Here is a 17,829-nt window from a genome sequence, read left to right as displayed (position 1 = left end):
TACTGCCCTGAAGATTACCTGAAGCCGGAATAAATCGCGAAACGCATGAGTGCATCCTCTTCATTCGAGCAGCTGGGACGCGAAGTAATCCAGCTCGAAGCCGAAGCGTTGCAAACGCTGGCGACGCGCGTGGATGAAAAGTTCGCAGAAGCCTGCCGGCTGGTCCTCGCTTGTCAGGGGCGCGTGATCGTCACCGGCATGGGCAAGTCGGGGCACGTCGGCGGTAAAATCGCGGCGACGCTGGCCAGTACCGGCACGCCTTCGTTCTTTGTGCACCCGGGAGAGGCCTCGCACGGCGACCTCGGCATGATTATGCCCGTCGATATCGTGCTCGCCATTTCCAATTCCGGCGAGACCGCGGAAATCCTCACCATCCTGCCAATCATCAAGCGCATGGGCGTGAAACTCATCGCCCTGCTCGGCAATACCAACTCCAGTCTCGCCAGACAGGCCGATGCGATTCTCTATGCCGGGGTTGAAAAAGAAGCGTGCCCGCATAACCTGGCGCCGACCGCGAGCACCACGGCCGCGCTTGCCATCGGCGATGCCTTGGCAGTCACGCTGCTCAAGTCACGCGGCTTCACGCGCGAGGACTTCGCGCGCGCCCATCCGGCCGGGAGTCTCGGCCGGCGTCTGCTGCTGTACGTGAGCGACGTCATGCACACGGGTACCGCCATCCCGCAAGTCAACGAAGAGGCAAGCCTGCGCGAAGCGCTGCTGGAAATGACCGGCAAGGGCTTGGGCATGACCGGCGTGGTGGACCGCCAGGGTGCGCTGACGGGAATCCTTACCGACGGCGATCTACGTCGCGTGCTGGCCCGCAGTATCGATGTTTATAATGCCAAAATCGCGGATGTCATGACGCGCAATCCAAAAACCACGCGCGCTGACCGCCTGGCGGTGGAAATAGTACAACTGATGCAATCCTCTAAAATCAACGGCCTGTTCGTGGTGGACGACAAGAACCATGTCCTGGGCGCCCTCAACATGCACGACCTGTTTCGCGCTGGAATCATTTGACCATGAACCAGATACTTGCACCTGTTTTCGAAGTAAATCCCAAAGTAATGAGCCTGGCAGCCAAGGTAAAACTGCTGCTGTTTGACGTTGACGGCGTGCTTACCGATGGCCGACTCGTGATCGGCGACGACGGACTGGAGTTCAAGGCGTTCAATTCACGTGACGGGCACGGTATCAAAATGCTGCAGCGCCACGGGATCAGCGTAGGCATTATCACCGGCCGCACCTCGGACGTGGTGAAACACCGCGTCAAGGACCTCCAGATCAAACACGTCTACCAGGGTTGCAAGGAAAAACTACCGGTGTATCAGAAGCTGATAAAGAAGCTGAAACTCAAACCGGAGCAGACCGCGTTTGTCGGCGATGACGTCGTGGATCTGCCCATCATGCTGCAGGTGGGGCTGGCCGTGGCGGTGCATAACGCTCATCCGCTGGCCAAACAGCATGCCCACTGGATCACACCCAGCATTGGCGGTTACGGCGCGGCGCGCGAGGCCTGCGAGATGATCCTGCACGCCCACGGCGTGTATCACACGGAAATGCAGCGCTACCTTGCTATTGGTAAAGAACCGACTGCCGGATGATTCTTGACTCCAAACGAATCGCCATTGCCGCCACGCTGCTTCTGCTGGCGACCGGTTCGTGGTGGCTGACCCGCACGGTAACGGTCCCGGACAAGGTGTTCGACGGCAAGCTGCGCCACGATCCCGATTACACCATAGAGAACTTCAGCGTCACGGTCATGGGCGAGCGCGGGCAACGCCGCTATACCCTTTCCGCCGTGAACCTGATTCATTACGGTGACGATGGCAGCTCCAACCTGGAACAGCCCTACCTTATTCAGTATCGCGAGGGTTCCGTACCGGTTCACACCCGCGCCGACAAGGGATGGATGCCGAAATCCAGAAATGAAATACTTTTGGACGGCAACGCGGTTTCGGCGCGCGGGCGCGACCCGCGTGGCGCCGGCGGGGAAATCCGGGTGGACAGGATGAAAATCCTGCTCGACAGATGATGCACATCACATTGTACAGAGCGGTTTCTTCGCTGTTGGCTGGTCCTCTTCTGGCAACACTGCTGGTGACATCTGTGGCGCATTCCGCCAGCCGCGATGAAGATGAACCGGTTCGAATCAACGCCCGCTCCGTGGAGGCGGATGACAGGACCGGCGCGATGATTTACAGCGGCAACGTACAGGTTGAACAGGGACGGTTGTCCATCCGCGCGGACCGCGTTGAAATCAAGACACGCAAAGGCAAAACCGAACTCGTTCACGCCACCGGAAAACCCGTGAAGCTGCGTCAGCGCGCCGAAGGTGACAGCGGAGAAATACAGGCCGAGGCCAATCGCGTGGATTACCATGTCCCTGTCAGGAAAATTGACCTGGTCGGTCACGTGACACTGCGACGTGGCGATGACCTCTTCACCGCCGAAACGCTGCATTACGATCTCAACTCGAAAAACCTGAGCGCCGCGGGTGGTGACACGGGCGATGGCCGTGTTCATGCCGTGATCCAGCGCAACAAACCGGGCGCCGAACCCGCGACCGGTCCCTGAAGTGCACATGAACGATAAAGTCCGCCAGACGAATCACCCCCACAACAGGCGCACGCCTGAGGCCCCCGTCCCGCCGGCACGGCCTGCGAGCGTGCTCGTGGCCGAAGGGCTCACCAAGGAATACCGCGGCCGTCAGGTCGTCAAGGACGTTTCCCTGGAAATCCGCAGCGGCGAGATCGTCGGCCTGCTCGGCCCGAACGGTGCCGGCAAAACCACCTGCTTTTACATGATTGTGGGACTGGTTCCGATGGACAGCGGGGTAATTCGTCTGGATAACACATTCATCGGCGATCTGCCGATGCACAAACGCGCGCGCCTGGGGCTGGGCTATTTGCCGCAGGAGCCATCCGTGTTCCGCAACCTGACGGTGCACGAAAACATCATGGCTATTCTTGAAACGCGCGCCGAGCTGCCGGATTCGGAACGCAAGCGTATCCTCGAGGAACTGATGCATGATCTCAACATCACGGCACGGCGCGACACGCTCGGGATCAGCCTGTCCGGCGGCGAGCGCCGGCGCGTGGAAATAGCGCGCGCGATGGCGACCGCACCGCGCTTCGTGCTGCTCGATGAGCCTTTTGCCGGCGTGGATCCGATTTCCGTCCTGGAGATTCAGCAACTGATCAGGCATCTGCAGATGCGCGGAATCGGCGTGCTGATCACCGATCACAACGTGCGCGAAACCCTGAAGATTTGTGACCGTGCGTACATTCTGAACGACGGTCGGCTGCTGACGGCCGGCACGCCGGAAGATATCTTGTATAATGATGCCGTTAAAAAAGTTTATCTGGGCGAAGACTTTCGTCTCTGAGAGGGGAGCCTGTTCTTCGAGTTAGAATAAGTATAGCCGCTGTTTGAGGCCGTGCCTGTACCACGGACACAGCCTCCCCGCCGGGAAAATGGACTAAACTCTGGGTAGACAACACGAAACCGCCCGCAGGGCGGATGGCTTATCAAAGAACTTTAGGCAATATGAAGCAGTCACTTGACCTTAAACTGGGTCAACATTTAACGATCACCCCCCAATTGCAGCAGGCCATCCGGCTGCTGCAGCTTTCTTCCATCGAACTGCAACAGGAAATCCAGGAAGCGCTCGAAAGCAACCCCCTGCTCGAGGAAAACGAACGCGAAGACGAGACGCCGGACGCCAAGAACGAAACGGAACATTCCGCCTCCGATTCCGCCGACGCCAACGGCGAGGACAGTGTCGAGATATCCAGCGACGAAGTCGACGCTTTACCGGCGGCCGACACCGACACCGCGCCCGGCGAGGAACGTGACGCCGAGTGGGACGAACCCTTCGAGTCCTTGACGGCTCCCACGGCCAGCCGCTCCACATCCGACGATGACTTTCCCGATATTGACGCTCGCAACAGCCCACCGCAAACGTTGCGCGACCATCTGCTATGGCAGATGCAGATGACGCCATTCTCGGACACCGACAAACAGATTGCGCTGACCCTGATCGATGCCGTGAACGAGGATGGCTACCTGAGCTGCAATCTGGAGGAGATCCAGCAGGCGCTGGGGGAAAATCATGCCATCGAAATAGACGAAATTGAGGCGGTATTACACCAAATCCAGAACTTCGATCCGATCGGCGTGGGCTCGCGCGATCTCGCCGAGTGCCTGCGCTTGCAGATGAAACTGCTCGCTCCCGAAACACCCGACCTGAAAACCGCCAAAGAGCTCGCCACACCGGCGAACCTTGCCCTGCTGGCGGCCCGGGATTACACCCAGCTGCGACGCAATCTCAAGCTCACCGCAGAAGAATTGCAGCAGGCGATAGAGCTTATTCAGAGACTTAACCCAAGACCGGGCAATTCCGTCACATCCTCGCAGGCCGGTTACGTGGTTCCCGACATCATCGTGAGAAAATTCCGTGGCGTATGGCGCGCGGACCTCAATTCGGATGTGTCACCACGACTTCGCATTAATCGCCAGTACGAAAAAATGATTCACCGCGGCGATTCGAGCGCCGACAACCGCTACCTTCAAGATCAACTTCAACAGGCGCGCTGGTTCATCAAAAGTCTCACTTCCCGCAATGAAACCCTGCTCAAGGTCGCGCGCACGATTGTTGACCGACAGCGCGCCTTCTTCGACCACGGCGCGGAGGCCATGAAACCGCTGGTGCTGCACGATGTCGCCGAGAGCGTGACCATGCACGAGTCCACCATCTCGCGCGTCACCACCAACAAGTACATGCTGACGCCGCGTGGAATATTCGAACTCAAGTATTTCTTCTCCAGCCACGTGACCACCGCGGACGGCGGCACCTGTTCGGCGACCGCCATTCGTTCGATCATCAAGAAGCTGGTGGAGTGCGAAACACCCACCAAACCCATCAGTGACAGCAAGATCGCCGAAATCCTGGAAGAGCAGGGCATCAATGTCGCGCGCCGGACCGTCGCCAAATACCGCGAGTTCATGAACATCCCGCCCTCCAGCCAACGCAAGTCGCTGGTCTGATGCGCCCCGGTCCATGCCGGCGCATGGCTCATTAGGTCGCATTCCCCCGCCGGCAAACCTGTTACAATGACGTCTTCCCTGCCCGACCCGGAAACGGCGCGCAGGAATTCAATCCAACCCGACGAGGCAACCGCTGCTTGCGGCGTAAACCACGTAAGAGAATTAACCGCGCATCGCCCGAGCTGAAATCCGGACCGATCGCCGATCCCAAGACCACGCCAGCGGTCACGGCACACGACCTTTTCGAGGCCGAGTCGGGGCCGCTCAAGCTCAAGTGGGTGGCGGGCGAGACCGGCAAGGGCCGCCTGCTCGAACCCACGACGGCGAAGTTCCCGGGCATGGCACTGGTCGGCCATCTCAATTTCGTCCACCCCAACCGCATCCAGGTCATCGGCGAGGCAGAAATCGCCTATCTCGACAGACTCGGCAAGGCGGAGCGTGAAGCGGCGGAGCATAATCTCTTCAGCTGCGAAAAAACCTCGATCGTCATTGTCGCGGGCGGCAAAAAGATTGCCTCCGATTTGATCACGGCCGCCAACGAAGCCTCGCTCGCTCTGTTTTCGTCCGCGCTCCCCAGCCCGGTAGTCATCGATCATCTTCAGTATTACCTTACGCGGGCGCTGGCGCCGCGCGTCACGGTGCACGGCGTATACATGGAAGTCATGGGCATGGGCGTACTGATCACCGGCGAATCCGGAATCGGCAAGAGCGAACTCGCGCTGGAACTGCTCTCGCGCGACCACCGCTTGATCGCGGACGACGCCGTGGAATTCGTGCGGGTCGGCCCCGACGTGATCGTCGGGCAATGCCCGACATTGCTATCCGACTACCTGGAAGTGCGCGGCTTGGGTATTCTGGACATACGCCTGATGTTTGGCGAAACCGCGGTACGCCACAAAAAGAAACTGCATTTGATCGTGCGCCTGGAATCCATGCAGCGCATGAAACTAAGCAAAATCGATCGCCTCCAGTCGAAACAGCAGACCCGCCGCATTCTCGATGTGGAAGTTCCCGAGGTCACCCTGTTCGTCGGCCCCGGCCGCAACCTGGCGGTACTGGTGGAAGCTGCCACCCGCGCCTACATCCTGCACATGTGGGGTTTCGACCCACTCGAGGAATTCATGAAGCGCCATCACGAGCACATGAACAACCACGGCGCGAGTCATCCGGCGGCGCCCGCCGGAGACAAGTTGCGCAAGGCGCGCAACAAAGTGGACTGAATGAGTTTCTTCATCGTCAGCGGCCTGTCGGGTTCCGGAAAAACCATCGCGCTCCAGGCTCTGGAAGACATCGGCTTTTATTGCATCGACAATCTCCCGGCGGCGCTGCTTCCGCACTTCGCCGGCCTGCTGACGGACATGCGCAACAACGCCATCATGAACGTGGCCATCGGCCTGGACGTGCGCAACCGCGCCTTTCTCGCCGACCTGCCGAAGAGCCTGGACGACCTGCGCACGCGCGGCGTTCATTACCGCATCATTTTTCTCGAGGCCGAGGACTCCATCCTGGTCAAGCGCTTCAAGGAAACTCGGCGCAAGCATCCCATGTCGGATCATCAAACACCGTTGGTGGAGGCCATCCACGCAGAAAAGACACTGCTCGGACCGCTGTCGGTCGAGGCCACCATGCGCATTGACACCACCCGCACCACGCCGCACGATCTGCGCTCGCAAGTGCGCAACTTTGCGCGCGGCGAGGATACCGTCGGGCTGACGATGCTGTTCGAGTCCTTCGGCTACAAGCACGGCACCCCGCTCGATGCCGATTACGTGTTCGACGTTCGCTGTCTGCCCAACCCCTACTGGCAGACAGAACTGCGCCAGTTCACGGGGCTGGACGAGCCGGTCGTGCGTTTTCTCCAGCAGCACCAGGACGTGCAATCGATGCTCGACGAGATACGCGGCTTCCTGGAAAAATGGTTGCCACACTTCGAGCGCGAGGACCGCACGTATCTGACCATTGCCGTGGGTTGCACCGGCGGCCAGCATCGCTCGGTCTATCTGGTGCATCGACTGGCAGAATACTTTGCCAACAAGGGCCTGAAGACGCAGGTCCGTCACCGGGAATTAAAATAATTTAATAAAAGTTTTATATATTAATTTCAACCGCAGAGAGCGCAGAGGACGCAGAGAAAAAATCATGAATATTAATTGTAATATCTCTGCGATCTTTGCGTGCTCTGCGGTGAAAACTCATATTTTTTGAGATCCCCTGAAATGATCGGATTGCTGATTCTTGCAGAAAAAAACCTGGGCGCGGGCCTCATTGCCACGGTGGCGCACACGCTTGGCGGCCGTCCGCCGCAGCTCGAGGCCACCGAGTTCGATCATTCGGCGCCACCTGAGCTAATCGAGACGTCATTGCGCCAGAGCATCCAAAAAGTGGAACGAGGCGAAGGCGTACTGATCCTGGCCGACGTATACGGCGCCACCCACACGAATATCGCCTGCCGCCAGCTGAAGCGCGGGACGATTGAGCTGATCACGGGGGTCAACCTGCCCATGCTGCTGCGCGTGCTCAATTACCGGCATAGTGCCATGGACGACCTGATCGACAAGGCGCTGAGCGGCGGTTGCGGCGGCATTATCTGCGCCGGCAATCCCGCCAATTTAGAAGGAAAGAAATAATGCGTTGCCAGAAAATCACCATCATCAACAAGCTCGGCATGCACGCGCGCGCCTCGGCCAAGTTCGTCAGTCTGGCCTCGGAGTTCAGCGCCGAAATTACACTCAAGCGCAATGGCCAGCAGGTCAACGGCAAAAGCATCATGGGCATCATGATGCTGGCGGCCGCCAAGGGCGCGGAAATCGAGCTATGCGCCGATGGCAAGGACGAGAAGAATGCCCTGGAATCGCTGGCCGAACTGATCAATAACCGCTTCGGCGAGGGCGAGTAAAGCAAGTTGTGATTTATGTATGATTATCTACCGCAGAGAACGCGGAGCACGCTGAGAAAAATTCATGACTATTAACCGGAAAATCTCTGCGATCTCTGCGCCCTCTGCGGTGAAAACTCATATTTCAGGAGTCCCATAAAATATGTTGGCTCTACACGGAACCGGCGTCAGCGACGGCGTTGCCATCGGCAAGGCCTTCGTCCTGCAGCACGAGCTGCCGGAAATCCCTGAATACGTCATCCCTCGAGAGTATCTCGAAGAGGAGGTCGCGCGCTTCCAGCGGGCGGTAGCGGCCTCGCGCCGGCAATTAATAACCATTCGCGAGCACATCCCCGCCAATGCGCCGCCGGAGGCCACAAGCTTTCTGGACGCGCACCTGCTGATGCTCGACGACAAGATGATTTCCATGGCGCCGGCCGACATGATCCGTCAGAAGCAGTGCAATGCCGAATGGGCGCTCAAAACGCAGAGCGAAATCCTGAGCGCCATTTTCGAGCAGATGGACGACCACTACCTGCGTAATAAAAAGACCGACGTCAACCAGGTCGTCAACCGCATCCAGCGCAATCTGCTGCAGCAGAACTACGACGAACACGAGAAAATGGCGGAGGGCGAGATCATCATCGCCGATGACCTGACGCCGGCCGACACGGTAATGCTCAAGCACAACCGCGTGCGCGCCTTCGTCACCAGCCTCGGTGGGCCGATTTCGCACACCGCGATCCTGGCGCGCAGCCTCGGCATCCCCGCGATCGTGGCGGCGCACAGCGCCACACGCTACGTCAGCCCCGGCGAACTGGTGATTGTCGACGGCAAGCGCGGCATGCTCATCATCGCGCCCGACCGCTCCATCGTTGACGAATACCGCCGGCGCCAGAAGGACATCACCCGCAAGAAACGCGAACTCAATCGCCTGAAAACCAGCCGCGCCATCACTCACGACCGCCGCCGTATTTCCCTGTTGGCCAACATCGAATTACCCGCGGACGTACGCGCCGCGGCACAGGCCGGCGCCGATGGCATCGGGCTGTACCGCACCGAATTTCTGTTCATGAACCGTCCCGCCCCACCGGACGAGGAGGAGCAGTTTCGCTCCTACATGAAGGTCATCAAATCGCTACCGGGCAAGCCGGTGACGATCCGCACGCTCGATCTCGGCGCCGACAAGCAGGTTGACGGCGGGCGTGCCGGCGCCACCATCACGGTCAACCCGGCGCTCGGCCTGCGCGCGGTGCGGCTGTGCCTGCACGACACGTCGCTTTTTCGCCCACAATTGCGCGCCATTCTGCGCGCCTCGGCCTTCGGCAAGGTGCGCATGATGATTCCCATGCTATCCGGTCAGGAGGAACTTTTTCAGGTTCTCGATCTGATCAAGGAGACCAAGAGCGATCTCAAGCGTGAACGCATCAAATACAACGCCAGGATTCCGGTCGGGGGCATGATCGAGGTACCGGCGGCGGCGATCTCGGCGGACCTGTTCGCGCCCCACCTCGATTTCTTTTCCATCGGCACCAACGACCTGATTCAATACACGCTCGCCATCGACCGCGTGGACGACGCCGTGAACTATCTCTACGACCCGCTGCACCCGTCGATACTGCGCCTGATTTCTATCACCATTCAGGCCGGCAAAAATGCGCGTATTCCGGTGGCGATGTGCGGCGAAATGGCGGGCGACCCGCGCTACACGCGCTTGCTGTTGGGGCTCGGGCTGACCGAGTTCAGCATGCACCCGGCCACGATGCTGGAAATCAAAAAGATCGTGCGCGGCGCCAACGTCGGCCAACTCACGCGCTTCGCCAAAGAGTTGCTGAAGGTGCGCGACACACGCGAGATACACGCGCGGGTGGAAAAACAAAGCCGGCATTGAGCCGGCTTGTCGTGAGACGGTAATTCCTTAAGTCCGGTTAGCGGCGCACGCCTTCGGGCAGGTGCGGGCCGATTTCCGAGGTCTGTGCCGGATACACGTAGGCGAAGGCCGGCTTGCTGTCCTGCACGATCGCCACCAGACCACTGCGGTACTTCAGGCGGTTGGCGCTGAACCCTTCCGAAATACGCGGCTGGAATGTTTCCTTCAACACCGACACGGCAGTGATCTTGTTCATGCGGAACGGCCGCCAGAACGGCGGCGGACGGCCGGAGGCGGAATGGCCGCGAGTTTGGTAACCGTCCATGACCAGTTCGCCGCGCTCATCCGTGTAAACCGCGTGCGGTTCCACCACGCGGATCTGGCGCTGATCGTGATAGCGCACGGCGATGCAACGCTTTTCCTTAATCGCCTGGCTGATGAGTTGAATGGTGTTGGGGAGCATTTTCCGGTTCCTGTCTCTATATAAAATATGGCACAGGCGGCCGGCATCGCAAATACTCCCGGATAAATGGCTGATTTCACGGAGCATACGGCCGGATTCCCCAAGGCCGGGGCGGGATTTCAGAGAAGGAACAGGGTCGCGAGGCCGAGGAAGGCAAAAAAGCCCACGACATCGGTAACGGTGGTGAGAATCACACCGCTGGCCAGCGCCGGGTCGACGCCAAAGCGGCGCACCAGAAAGGGGATGGCCACTCCAGAAAGCGCGGCAAAGGCGAGGTTAATGATCATGGCCGCCGCAATGATCGCGCCGATCACGAGGTTGGCATACCACCAGATCGCCACCACCGCCACCACCAATGCCCAGATCAACCCGTTGACGGCGCCGATCATGAGTTCACGCATAAGCAGCCGCCGCGCGTTGCTCTCCGAGATCGTGCCCACCGCGAGGCCGCGCACTACCAGCGTCAGCGTCTGGGTCCCGGCATTGCCGCCCATGCTGGCGACGATAGGCATCAGCACTGCCAGCGCCACCACTTGCTGGATCACCTGCTCGAACAGGCCAATAACCCATGACGCGATAAAGGCGGTGATGAGATTGACGCCGAGCCAGATGCCGCGGCGCCGGCTTGAGCGCGCCACCGGCGCGAAGATGTCCTGATCCTCGCTCAAACCGGCGGGCGCCAGCACCTGGCGGTCGGCCTGCTCGCGGATAACGTCGACCACGTCATCCACCGTGATGCGACCGAGCAAGCGGCTGTTCTCATCCACCACCGGGGCCGAGATCAGGTTGTAATTCTCGAACGCGGCCGCCACTTCCTTGTCCGGCGTGAGCGCGGTGAACTTGACGAGATCGCGCTCCATGACCTGCGATACGCGGGCTTTCGGGTCAGCCGTCAGGAGTTTGGTCAGCTTCAGGTCGCCGATCAGGCGGTCGCTGCGATTCACCACGAACAGGCGGTTGGTATGTTCCGGCAGCTCATCGCGCCGACGCAGGTAACGCAACACCACCTCAACCGTGATGTTCTCGCGCACCGTGATGGCGTCCACGTTCATCAGGCCGCCGGCGGTGTCCTCGGGATAGGACAGCACGGCGTCGAGGCGATGGCGGTCCTGCTTGTCGAGGTCGAACAGGATCTCCGCGATGACCTCGTCCGACAAGTCGGGGATGAGGTCGGCGATATCATCGATATCCAGCGCGTGGGCTGCCGCCACCAGCGCCTTGTCGTCCATCAGCTTGACGAGATCGGTGCGCACCGCCTCCGGCAGTTCCAGCAGCACCTCGCCCATGTGCAGGATGTCCACCTGCGCCCAGACGGCGGCGCGCAGCTCCGGGGGGAGGCCTTCGAGGATACGGGCGATATCCGCGGGATGAAGCTCGGCCAGAATCCCATTTACCTGCGCGCTATCGCTGGCCTCAAGCGCGGCCAGGACAGGCTTCAGATGATCCGGTTTCTTGGGTTTGCGCGCCTTGGCCATGGGGAGTTATCTATTTTTCGCGGCCAGAGTGTAGAGGACTCGCGCGCTGGCGCAAAGGGGATTTACGCAACGTGAAGCAGAAGTTGATTGATCCGTTGCTGAATATTGTTTATTTCCAGGGATCAAATACCGGCACGTCAAAACGCCGGAAATCCGTTACGTTGCGTGTGACCACTGTCAAGCCATGCACACGGGCCGTGGCAGCGATGAGGCCATCTATCACGGGTAGCGTCTGCTTATGGCGGCCGGAGAATGCACCCCACGAAGATGCCACTTCAATGCTCACTGGCAGAATGCGCTCGGCGAAACGTGCTGGCAACGCCTCGCGCGCCATCTGCTCGAAGGCACGCCGCCGTTCCCCGTGCGGCAGACGTCCGATCCCTTGTTCAATCTCACCGACGGTAACCACGCTTACGAAGAGTAAAGGTGGTTCCTGGGCATCGATCCAGCGTATGACGTTCGGGTTCTGGTTTTTCTTCATCAGCTCCGAAACAACCACGGTATCGAGCAGGAAGCTCACAACTCGGTCCTGCGTCCCGTGTCACGCGAACGTTTGACTCTGAGACCAGCCCCTTTCGGTGCAAGATCGCGAAAGAATTGAGAGAGTGGTTTTTTTTCCGCCGCCAGGCGGCGGAATTCCTCAATCGAAATCACCACGGCCGCGGGGTGTCCGTGCACTGTGATGGTTTGCGGCCCATGCTCACGGGCTTCTGTTACCACGCGGCTCAATTGGTTCTTGGCTTCCTGCAACTGCCAGCGCTTTTTCATGCATGCCTCCCAATCCCGACTTGGAAAATATAGCTAGACTAGCCAGATTATAGGCATGAACCGGTCGGATGGCAAACCGAACCCGCACACAAAAAACCGGGGCTGGGTGTTGCTTAACTAAATTGTCCGGGAAACTGGGCTACCTCAGTTCTCCCTTGAAAGCGCGGTCGAGGATGGCGGGCAACATGGCGTCGAGTTCGGCGACGGTCTCAACCTGCAGGCGTTTCAGTGCGTCCACTTGCGCAAATAGCATCTCACCTCTCTTCTGATGCTCTACGTCAGGCATAGGCAGTTCGATCTCAAGAAACTGTTCCGGTCGCGTACGTTCTCGGCGGGCACCGACTCCTCTAGTAGCGTGTGCCAGCTTGCCCCAGAACCATTCTGTCCGCACCAGTGGCCCCAAGTAACCAGGCCGAGTTTCGCTTGGTATACAGCGAAAGGTGCGGTATTCGGGGGACACGAACCACCCTGCTAACTCCGTCGGGCAGACGGCTACAGCGCCTTCCCATCCCTTCACTTGGCTGAGGACGAGAGCGCCTTCGTAAAGCCGGTTGAAGGCCCTGTAGGTCGTTTCCATTCCAGCGACTGCGCCCTTCGGAAAAAGACCGCCGCCAAAACTTCGCATGCCGACCTGTGGATAGGAACCCGTTGGCAAAATCGCCGCTGCATCTTCATCGAGTTTGAGCACTTCTCCTAACTTCTTCGTACGTTTAGCCGCGAGTTTGGCATGAACACTTATGACAAAAGCCTCAACTTCCGCAGTTGTCTGCTGGCGGAGAGAGCGGGCTTCGGCGATTTTGGCGGCCAGTTCTTCGATGCGCGCCACGATGCGCCGCTGCTCGGCCAACGGCGGCAGGGGTATTTCGAGGGAAAGAAAAAATTTCTCTTTGAAACGGTTCCGCGTGAGCGGCGTGCTCCCGCTACAATCCTCACTCACGCGATCCAAGGTCCCGGATAATCGGAACCAATAGCGTAGGAAGCGGATGTCGATCTTGTTGGCGATCGGCGCGAATGTCGGGAACTCGCCGGAGACGTAACAGCCATCCAACTCCTCCTCGATAATACCGAATGCGCCTCGCCAAGCAAAAAGCCTGCTGTAAATAAAGTCGCCTGCTGCGACACAAAACAATTTGTTAGCCGCCGTTTCCGAACCGAGCACCATTTCACGCAGGAACGGTCCTTGGCCGTCCAACCGAACGCCGAGCAGCCGATATTCGCGTACGGGATCAACTACCTCTTCCCGGCTGATCGGCGTCAATACTTCGACCAACCGTACCCTCGGCCAACTCGCACTCATGGTTTCTGTGTCAACACGCTTTTAATTTCTGCCACGATCTCCACGATCCGCTGCTCCTTCTTAAGGATGTCATCGGCAAGCTGTTCCGGTGGCAGGTGCTCGAAGTCCGCCTTGCCGCGCGGGTTCTTGCGGTCGAGGTTGCAGTTGTTGGCGAGCAGTTCATCAGCGCTCACCTTCCAGGCGCGGTCGTTTTCTTCCCGTTTGCTCCACCATTCGAGGCATGACTTGAATTCCTCGAACTGGATCGGCTGGGTCTTGGTGTAGTTCTTGCGCCCTTCCGGCAACGGGTGCTCGTAATACCAAACCTCCTTCGTCGGCCCGGAGCGGTCGAAGAACATGATATTCGTCGGAATGCTCGTGTACGGCGCGAACACGCCGTTGGGCAGGCGGACAATAAAGTGAAGATTGTACTCCTTGAGCAACTCCTCCTTGATGCGGGCGCAGACACCGTCGCCGAAGAGTATACCGTTGGGCACAACCACTGCTGCTCTAGCGAAACCGCCCTTACTCGACGTACGACGCAGGCGGCGCATGATGAGCTGAAGGAAAAGCAGCGCGGTTTCGGCGATCTGCCGATCCTCGGGGAAGTTGCCCTGGATACCCTTCTCCTCCTCGCCGCCAAAGGGCGGATTGGTCAGGATCACGTCCACGCGATCCTTCTCGCCGATTTCGGTGAGCTTGAAGCGCAGTGCGTTGCCGGGGTCTATCTGAGGGGCATCCAGCCCGTGCAGTAGAAGGTTCATCTGCGCAAGCAGATATGGCAACGGCTTGGGTTCGTAGCCGAAAAGGGATTTCTCCTGAAGCACCCTGCGATCGGCGACGGTCTTTACCTGCTGGCTCAGGTGATTGAATGCCTCGACGAGGAAGCCACCAGTGCCGCAGGCTGGGTCGAGCACGGTCTCGCCGAGACAAGGATTGACGGCCTTGACCATGAAACGCACCACCGGGCGCGGTGTGTAGAACTCGCCGGAATCTCCCGCCGCATCACGCATCTCCCGCAGCATGGATTCGTAGAGACTGCCTAAGGTGTGCAGCTCATCACTGGACGTGAAGTGAATGCCGTGCACCTTGTTGATGACATCGCGCAGGAGGTAACCGCTCTTCATGCGGTTATCCACTCCCTTGAAAACGGTGGCAATCACGTCGCGGCGGTCGTCGCCATTGGAGCTGGTGAGCTTGCGCAGGTAGGCAAACAGGCCCGGACCACGCGTGCCGTCCGGCCGAACGCATTTTTCCGAGTTAATGAACGCGAGTAATTCGTCGCCCGTTATACCATCGGCCCGTGCGCCCCAATCGCGCCAACGGTACGGAGGTTCAATGGCCGGGCGGAACTTCTTGCCGGCAAGTTTGGCCTCTTCCTTGCCCTGAAGTTCCAGATCGTCGAGGAACTTGAGGAACATGATCCAGGTGAGCATTGGCAGGCGGTCGAGGTCACCGTTGAGTCCCTTGTCTTTGCGCATGATATCGCGCGCGGACTTGATGAGGCTCCCAAGGGATTGGGTGGTAGTTTGCGGTTGAGCCGCCTTGGGTGCTTTCTTGGTTCGGGGCATTGTTTACCTTATCTTCAAGATGCGGCGTACAGCAGGTTTTGCAAATCGTGCACGGCTTGCCGGAGTTTCTCGGTGCCACCGAAAGCCGCACTGATTTCGCGCACCGTGCCATGCGTTGAGATGGGCGGGACATGTAACACGTCCGGCAGGACGAATTGGGCGTTGCCATGCTCCGCGTATTTTTCCAAAAGCTCTTCCAAAATCTGGCGGGCCTCGGGGCCATGTTGCTCGAAGAAGCCCTTGCGCTCGCTTTTCAGTCGCTGCGCACGCTCGCGACGTGTACGCAGCGGGGCGTTAAAGGCGAGATGGCACAGCAGGTCGAATGGGTCTGCCTCGGGCATCTTGGCCTGCTCCGCCAACTCGGCAAAGCTCACGCCCCTTTCTTCGAGAGCTTGGATGATCTCGAAACGCTGAGTGGGATCAGCCCATTTCTTGTGAAGCTCACGCGCGGTTGGGCATAGGGTACGGACCTTTTCGGCGGCGTAGTCGGTATAGCGCACCACGCGGAGTTGCTTGCCATCAGGGTCCAGCTCGTGGACGAGATGGGCGGCGATTTCAACCGAACCGCCGTCGAAGTAGTACTTCCTGCGATCTTCTTCCGGAGGCTCGATGATATACGGCACTTCCAGCTCTGCGACATCCTTGCGCGGCTCCTCCTCGGTAATAATGCGAGTTTCACCGGTTTTGAGCAGTTCTTCCTCTGTGAGCTTCACAGGATCACCATCAAAATCCGGATCGGCAAACATGCGCGTGGCCGAACCCGTGTAGTCGATGATATTGAACCAGAGCTTGTCGTAGTCGTCGCGCACGCGGGTACCGCGACCGATGATCTGCTTGAACTCACTCATGGAGCCTATGACACGGGCAAGCACCACGTTTTTGCACGTCGGCGCATCCACACCCGTGGTAAGAAGCTGCGAAGTAGTCAGGATTGTGGGTGTCCGGGTATCCACGTCCTGAAAGCGCCCGAGGTGGCCGCGCCCGATGTCGCCCTCGTCTGCTGTAACGCGACAGGCATAGTCCGGGTATTGGGTGACCAGATCGCTGTTCAGGTTGGATAGGGCTTGTCGCATCTCGCTGGCATGCTCCTGATCCACACAGAAAATGATTGTCTTGGCGAAGCGGTCGTTTTTCTTAAGAAACTCCGTTAGGTGTTTGGCGATGGCCAGAGTGCGGGCACGCAGGGCCACCACACGTTCAAAATCCTTCGTTTGATACTCATCGTCCGGGATAGATCGCCCATAGCGGTCGAGTTCATCCTTGCTAGGTCGCCAACCGGCGGCATCCCATTCTGTGATAACACGGTGTACCCGGTACGGTGCTAGGAAACCGTCATCAATGCCTTGACGCAAGCTGTACTCATAGATCGGGTTACCGAAATAGAGATATGTATCGCGGCTTTCGTTACGCAGAGGCGTGGCCGTCATGCCGAGCTGATACGCTGGTTTGAAGTATTCCAAAATACTGCGCCAGGCGCTGTCATCGCGAGCACTACCACGGTGACACTCGTCTACGATGACCAGATCGAAGAATTCAGTAGAGTATGACTTGAATAGGCCGACCCGGCGTTCGTCTTCGGCAAGAGCCTGATAGATCGCGAAATACATTTCACGACTCTTCACGACCTCGCCGGATTCGATCTTGTACCGCGCGTCACCGAAGGCAGCAAAGATACCGTCCTTTGGCTGATCAATGAGAATATTACGGTCGGCAAGATAGAGAATGCGCGGACGGCGATGTTCGCCTGTGCGGTTCCAGCGGGCGTTCCAGAGTTTCCAGCAGATTTGAAAGGCCACGGCGGTCTTGCCGGTTCCCGTGGCCATGGTAAGCAATATACGTTGCTGGCCCTTCAGTACCGCCTCAACCGTTCTGTTGATGGCTATCTGTTGGTAATAGCGCTCGCCCTTGCCGACATCGTGGTTGTAGGGAGCGAGTAGACGCTCTGCAGTTTGGTTGTCCTTGATCTTGCTAGCCGCACGGTAGCGCTGCCAAAGTTCTTGGGGCGTCGGGTAGTCTGAGATACGGGATTCACGACCCGTGAAGTAATCAAATTCGAGAACTTCGTGACCGTTGGTGGCGTAAGCGAATTTGAGGCCAAGCATTTCGGCATATTCCTTGGCTTGCTGCATACCGTCGGCAGCTTTCTTATAGTTCGCTTTGGCTTCTACGACTGCGAGCGGGAAATCTCGCGTAAAACGTAGAAGGAAATCCACTCGTTTAGGTGGTTTACGCACGAAGCCTTTCCCCACCGGCACAATGCGCCCATCAGTGATGGTGCGTTGCTCCGCGATGGAATGCGGCTCGTTATCCCAACCCGCTGACTGGAGCTTAGGGACAACAAACTTGCGGCAGGTATCGGCTTCGGTAGGCATCTACTTGTCGATCGCTCCCTTAGCTTTTTGTTCTCGCTGCGGGACCAAGCCCCTCCTCTGATCCCTTTTCTTTAAGACTGGAATCCTAACACCTCGATCCCGGCCTACAC

At 58.7% G+C, this 17,829-nt stretch carries 18 protein-coding genes; 11 read left to right on the top strand and 7 right to left on the bottom strand.

The genetic code is table 11. The features are described from left to right. The first annotated feature begins 45 nt into the window (after positions 1-45). From NUV55_RS07620 to ptsP, 11 genes are all read left to right on the top strand, one after another. Positions 46-1,020, top strand: a complete 975-nt coding sequence (locus tag NUV55_RS07620) for a KpsF/GutQ family sugar-phosphate isomerase (protein WP_296671743.1) — start codon at positions 46-48, stop codon at positions 1,018-1,020. 2 nt (positions 1,021-1,022) lie between these two features. Further along, a complete protein-coding gene (gene kdsC / locus NUV55_RS07615) occupies positions 1,023-1,604 on the top strand; it encodes a 3-deoxy-manno-octulosonate-8-phosphatase KdsC (RefSeq protein WP_296671741.1) in 582 nt (193 codons plus the stop codon). Beyond that, a complete protein-coding gene (gene lptC, locus NUV55_RS07610; protein ID WP_296671740.1) occupies positions 1,601-2,035 on the top strand; it encodes an LPS export ABC transporter periplasmic protein LptC in 435 nt (144 codons plus the stop codon). Before kdsC ends, lptC begins: the two co-directional genes overlap by 4 nt. Positions 2,036-2,070: 35 nt before the next feature. Beyond that, on the top strand, positions 2,071-2,577 hold the full coding sequence (lptA, locus tag NUV55_RS07605; RefSeq protein WP_296671738.1) for a lipopolysaccharide transport periplasmic protein LptA: 507 nt from the start codon (positions 2,071-2,073) through the stop codon (positions 2,575-2,577). 7 nt (positions 2,578-2,584) lie between these two features. Continuing rightward, complete coding sequence (gene lptB, locus NUV55_RS07600; protein ID WP_296671737.1) at positions 2,585-3,388, top strand: LPS export ABC transporter ATP-binding protein; 804 nt, start codon at positions 2,585-2,587, stop codon at positions 3,386-3,388. A gap of 161 nt (positions 3,389-3,549) precedes the next feature. Next, positions 3,550-5,049 (top strand): RNA polymerase factor sigma-54, encoded by a 1,500-nt coding sequence (locus NUV55_RS07595; protein ID WP_296671735.1) that lies wholly within the window; start codon positions 3,550-3,552, stop codon positions 5,047-5,049. A 137-nt stretch (positions 5,050-5,186) separates the two neighbouring features. Next, the gene (gene hprK / locus NUV55_RS07590; RefSeq protein WP_296671734.1) at positions 5,187-6,269 is read left to right on the top strand and encodes an HPr(Ser) kinase/phosphatase; all 1,083 of its coding nucleotides are present in this window, start codon (positions 5,187-5,189) and stop codon (positions 6,267-6,269) included. Then, on the top strand, positions 6,270-7,124 hold the full coding sequence (gene rapZ / locus NUV55_RS07585; RefSeq protein ID WP_296671732.1) for an RNase adapter RapZ: 855 nt from the start codon (positions 6,270-6,272) through the stop codon (positions 7,122-7,124). Between the two features lie 141 nt (positions 7,125-7,265). Then, the gene (locus NUV55_RS07580) at positions 7,266-7,676 is read left to right on the top strand and encodes a hypothetical protein (RefSeq protein ID WP_296671731.1); all 411 of its coding nucleotides are present in this window, start codon (positions 7,266-7,268) and stop codon (positions 7,674-7,676) included. Beyond that, positions 7,676-7,945: an HPr family phosphocarrier protein gene (locus NUV55_RS07575; RefSeq protein WP_296671729.1), complete on the top strand. Its 270-nt coding sequence runs from the start codon at positions 7,676-7,678 to the stop codon at positions 7,943-7,945. Before NUV55_RS07580 ends, NUV55_RS07575 begins: the two co-directional genes overlap by 1 nt. A 142-nt stretch (positions 7,946-8,087) precedes the next feature. After that, positions 8,088-9,815: a phosphoenolpyruvate--protein phosphotransferase gene (gene ptsP, locus NUV55_RS07570; protein WP_296671727.1), complete on the top strand. Its 1,728-nt coding sequence runs from the start codon at positions 8,088-8,090 to the stop codon at positions 9,813-9,815. Positions 9,816-9,852: 37 nt separating this feature from the next. Here the strand turns inward: ptsP and NUV55_RS07565 are convergent, their stop codons facing one another. The 7 genes from NUV55_RS07565 to hsdR form a co-directional block, all read right to left on the bottom strand. Further along, entirely contained in the window at positions 9,853-10,257 is a 405-nt protein-coding gene (locus NUV55_RS07565; RefSeq protein WP_296671725.1) for a WYL domain-containing protein, read from the bottom strand. A gap of 119 nt (positions 10,258-10,376) precedes the next feature. Next, positions 10,377-11,732, bottom strand: a complete 1,356-nt coding sequence (gene mgtE, locus NUV55_RS07560) for a magnesium transporter (protein WP_296671724.1) — start codon at positions 11,730-11,732, stop codon at positions 10,377-10,379. A gap of 109 nt (positions 11,733-11,841) precedes the next feature. Continuing rightward, positions 11,842-12,252, bottom strand: a complete 411-nt coding sequence (locus tag NUV55_RS07555) for a type II toxin-antitoxin system VapC family toxin (protein ID WP_296671723.1) — start codon at positions 12,250-12,252, stop codon at positions 11,842-11,844. Further along, positions 12,249-12,500, bottom strand: coding sequence for a type II toxin-antitoxin system Phd/YefM family antitoxin (locus tag NUV55_RS07550; protein ID WP_296671721.1), 252 nt, complete (start codon positions 12,498-12,500; stop codon positions 12,249-12,251). Before NUV55_RS07550 ends, NUV55_RS07555 begins: the two co-directional genes overlap by 4 nt. 139 nt (positions 12,501-12,639) lie before the next feature. Then, complete coding sequence (locus NUV55_RS07545) at positions 12,640-13,770, bottom strand: restriction endonuclease subunit S (protein ID WP_296671720.1); 1,131 nt, start codon at positions 13,768-13,770, stop codon at positions 12,640-12,642. A gap of 23 nt (positions 13,771-13,793) precedes the next feature. After that, the gene (locus NUV55_RS07540) at positions 13,794-15,347 is read right to left on the bottom strand and encodes a class I SAM-dependent DNA methyltransferase (RefSeq protein ID WP_296671718.1); all 1,554 of its coding nucleotides are present in this window, start codon (positions 15,345-15,347) and stop codon (positions 13,794-13,796) included. A gap of 14 nt (positions 15,348-15,361) precedes the next feature. After that, positions 15,362-17,719 carry an EcoAI/FtnUII family type I restriction enzme subunit R gene (gene hsdR, locus NUV55_RS07535; protein ID WP_296671717.1) on the bottom strand — a complete coding sequence of 786 codons (2,358 nt, stop codon included), beginning with the start codon at positions 17,717-17,719 and terminating at the stop codon, positions 15,362-15,364. Between the last annotated feature and the right edge of the window lie 110 nt (positions 17,720-17,829).

This window comes from Sulfuricaulis sp., assembly GCF_024653915.1.
GTDB lineage: Bacteria > Pseudomonadota > Gammaproteobacteria > Acidiferrobacterales > Sulfurifustaceae > Sulfuricaulis.
This window is presented reverse-complemented; position numbering and strand designations above follow the sequence as displayed.

Excerpts from the sequence above, each read along its gene's own strand:
- NUV55_RS07620 (WP_296671743.1), top strand. The coding sequence starts at position 46 with ATGAGTGCATCCTCTTCATTCGAGCAGCTGGGACGCGAAGTAATCCAG.
- lptC (WP_296671740.1), top strand. The coding sequence starts at position 1,601 with ATGATTCTTGACTCCAAACGAATCGCCATTGCCGCCACGCTGCTTCTG.
- hsdR (WP_296671717.1), bottom strand. The coding sequence starts at position 17,719 with ATGCCTACCGAAGCCGATACCTGCCGCAAGTTTGTTGTCCCTAAGCTC.
- NUV55_RS07550 (WP_296671721.1), bottom strand. The coding sequence starts at position 12,500 with ATGAAAAAGCGCTGGCAGTTGCAGGAAGCCAAGAACCAATTGAGCCGC.
- NUV55_RS07565 (WP_296671725.1), bottom strand. The coding sequence starts at position 10,257 with ATGCTCCCCAACACCATTCAACTCATCAGCCAGGCGATTAAGGAAAAG.
- mgtE (WP_296671724.1), bottom strand. The coding sequence starts at position 11,732 with ATGGCCAAGGCGCGCAAACCCAAGAAACCGGATCATCTGAAGCCTGTC.
- kdsC (WP_296671741.1), top strand. The coding sequence starts at position 1,023 with ATGAACCAGATACTTGCACCTGTTTTCGAAGTAAATCCCAAAGTAATG.
- ptsP (WP_296671727.1), top strand. The coding sequence starts at position 8,088 with ATGTTGGCTCTACACGGAACCGGCGTCAGCGACGGCGTTGCCATCGGC.
- NUV55_RS07595 (WP_296671735.1), top strand. The coding sequence starts at position 3,550 with ATGAAGCAGTCACTTGACCTTAAACTGGGTCAACATTTAACGATCACC.
- rapZ (WP_296671732.1), top strand. The coding sequence starts at position 6,270 with ATGAGTTTCTTCATCGTCAGCGGCCTGTCGGGTTCCGGAAAAACCATC.
- lptB (WP_296671737.1), top strand. The coding sequence starts at position 2,585 with ATGAACGATAAAGTCCGCCAGACGAATCACCCCCACAACAGGCGCACG.
- NUV55_RS07575 (WP_296671729.1), top strand. The coding sequence starts at position 7,676 with ATGCGTTGCCAGAAAATCACCATCATCAACAAGCTCGGCATGCACGCG.
- NUV55_RS07540 (WP_296671718.1), bottom strand. The coding sequence starts at position 15,347 with ATGCCCCGAACCAAGAAAGCACCCAAGGCGGCTCAACCGCAAACTACC.
- NUV55_RS07580 (WP_296671731.1), top strand. The coding sequence starts at position 7,266 with ATGATCGGATTGCTGATTCTTGCAGAAAAAAACCTGGGCGCGGGCCTC.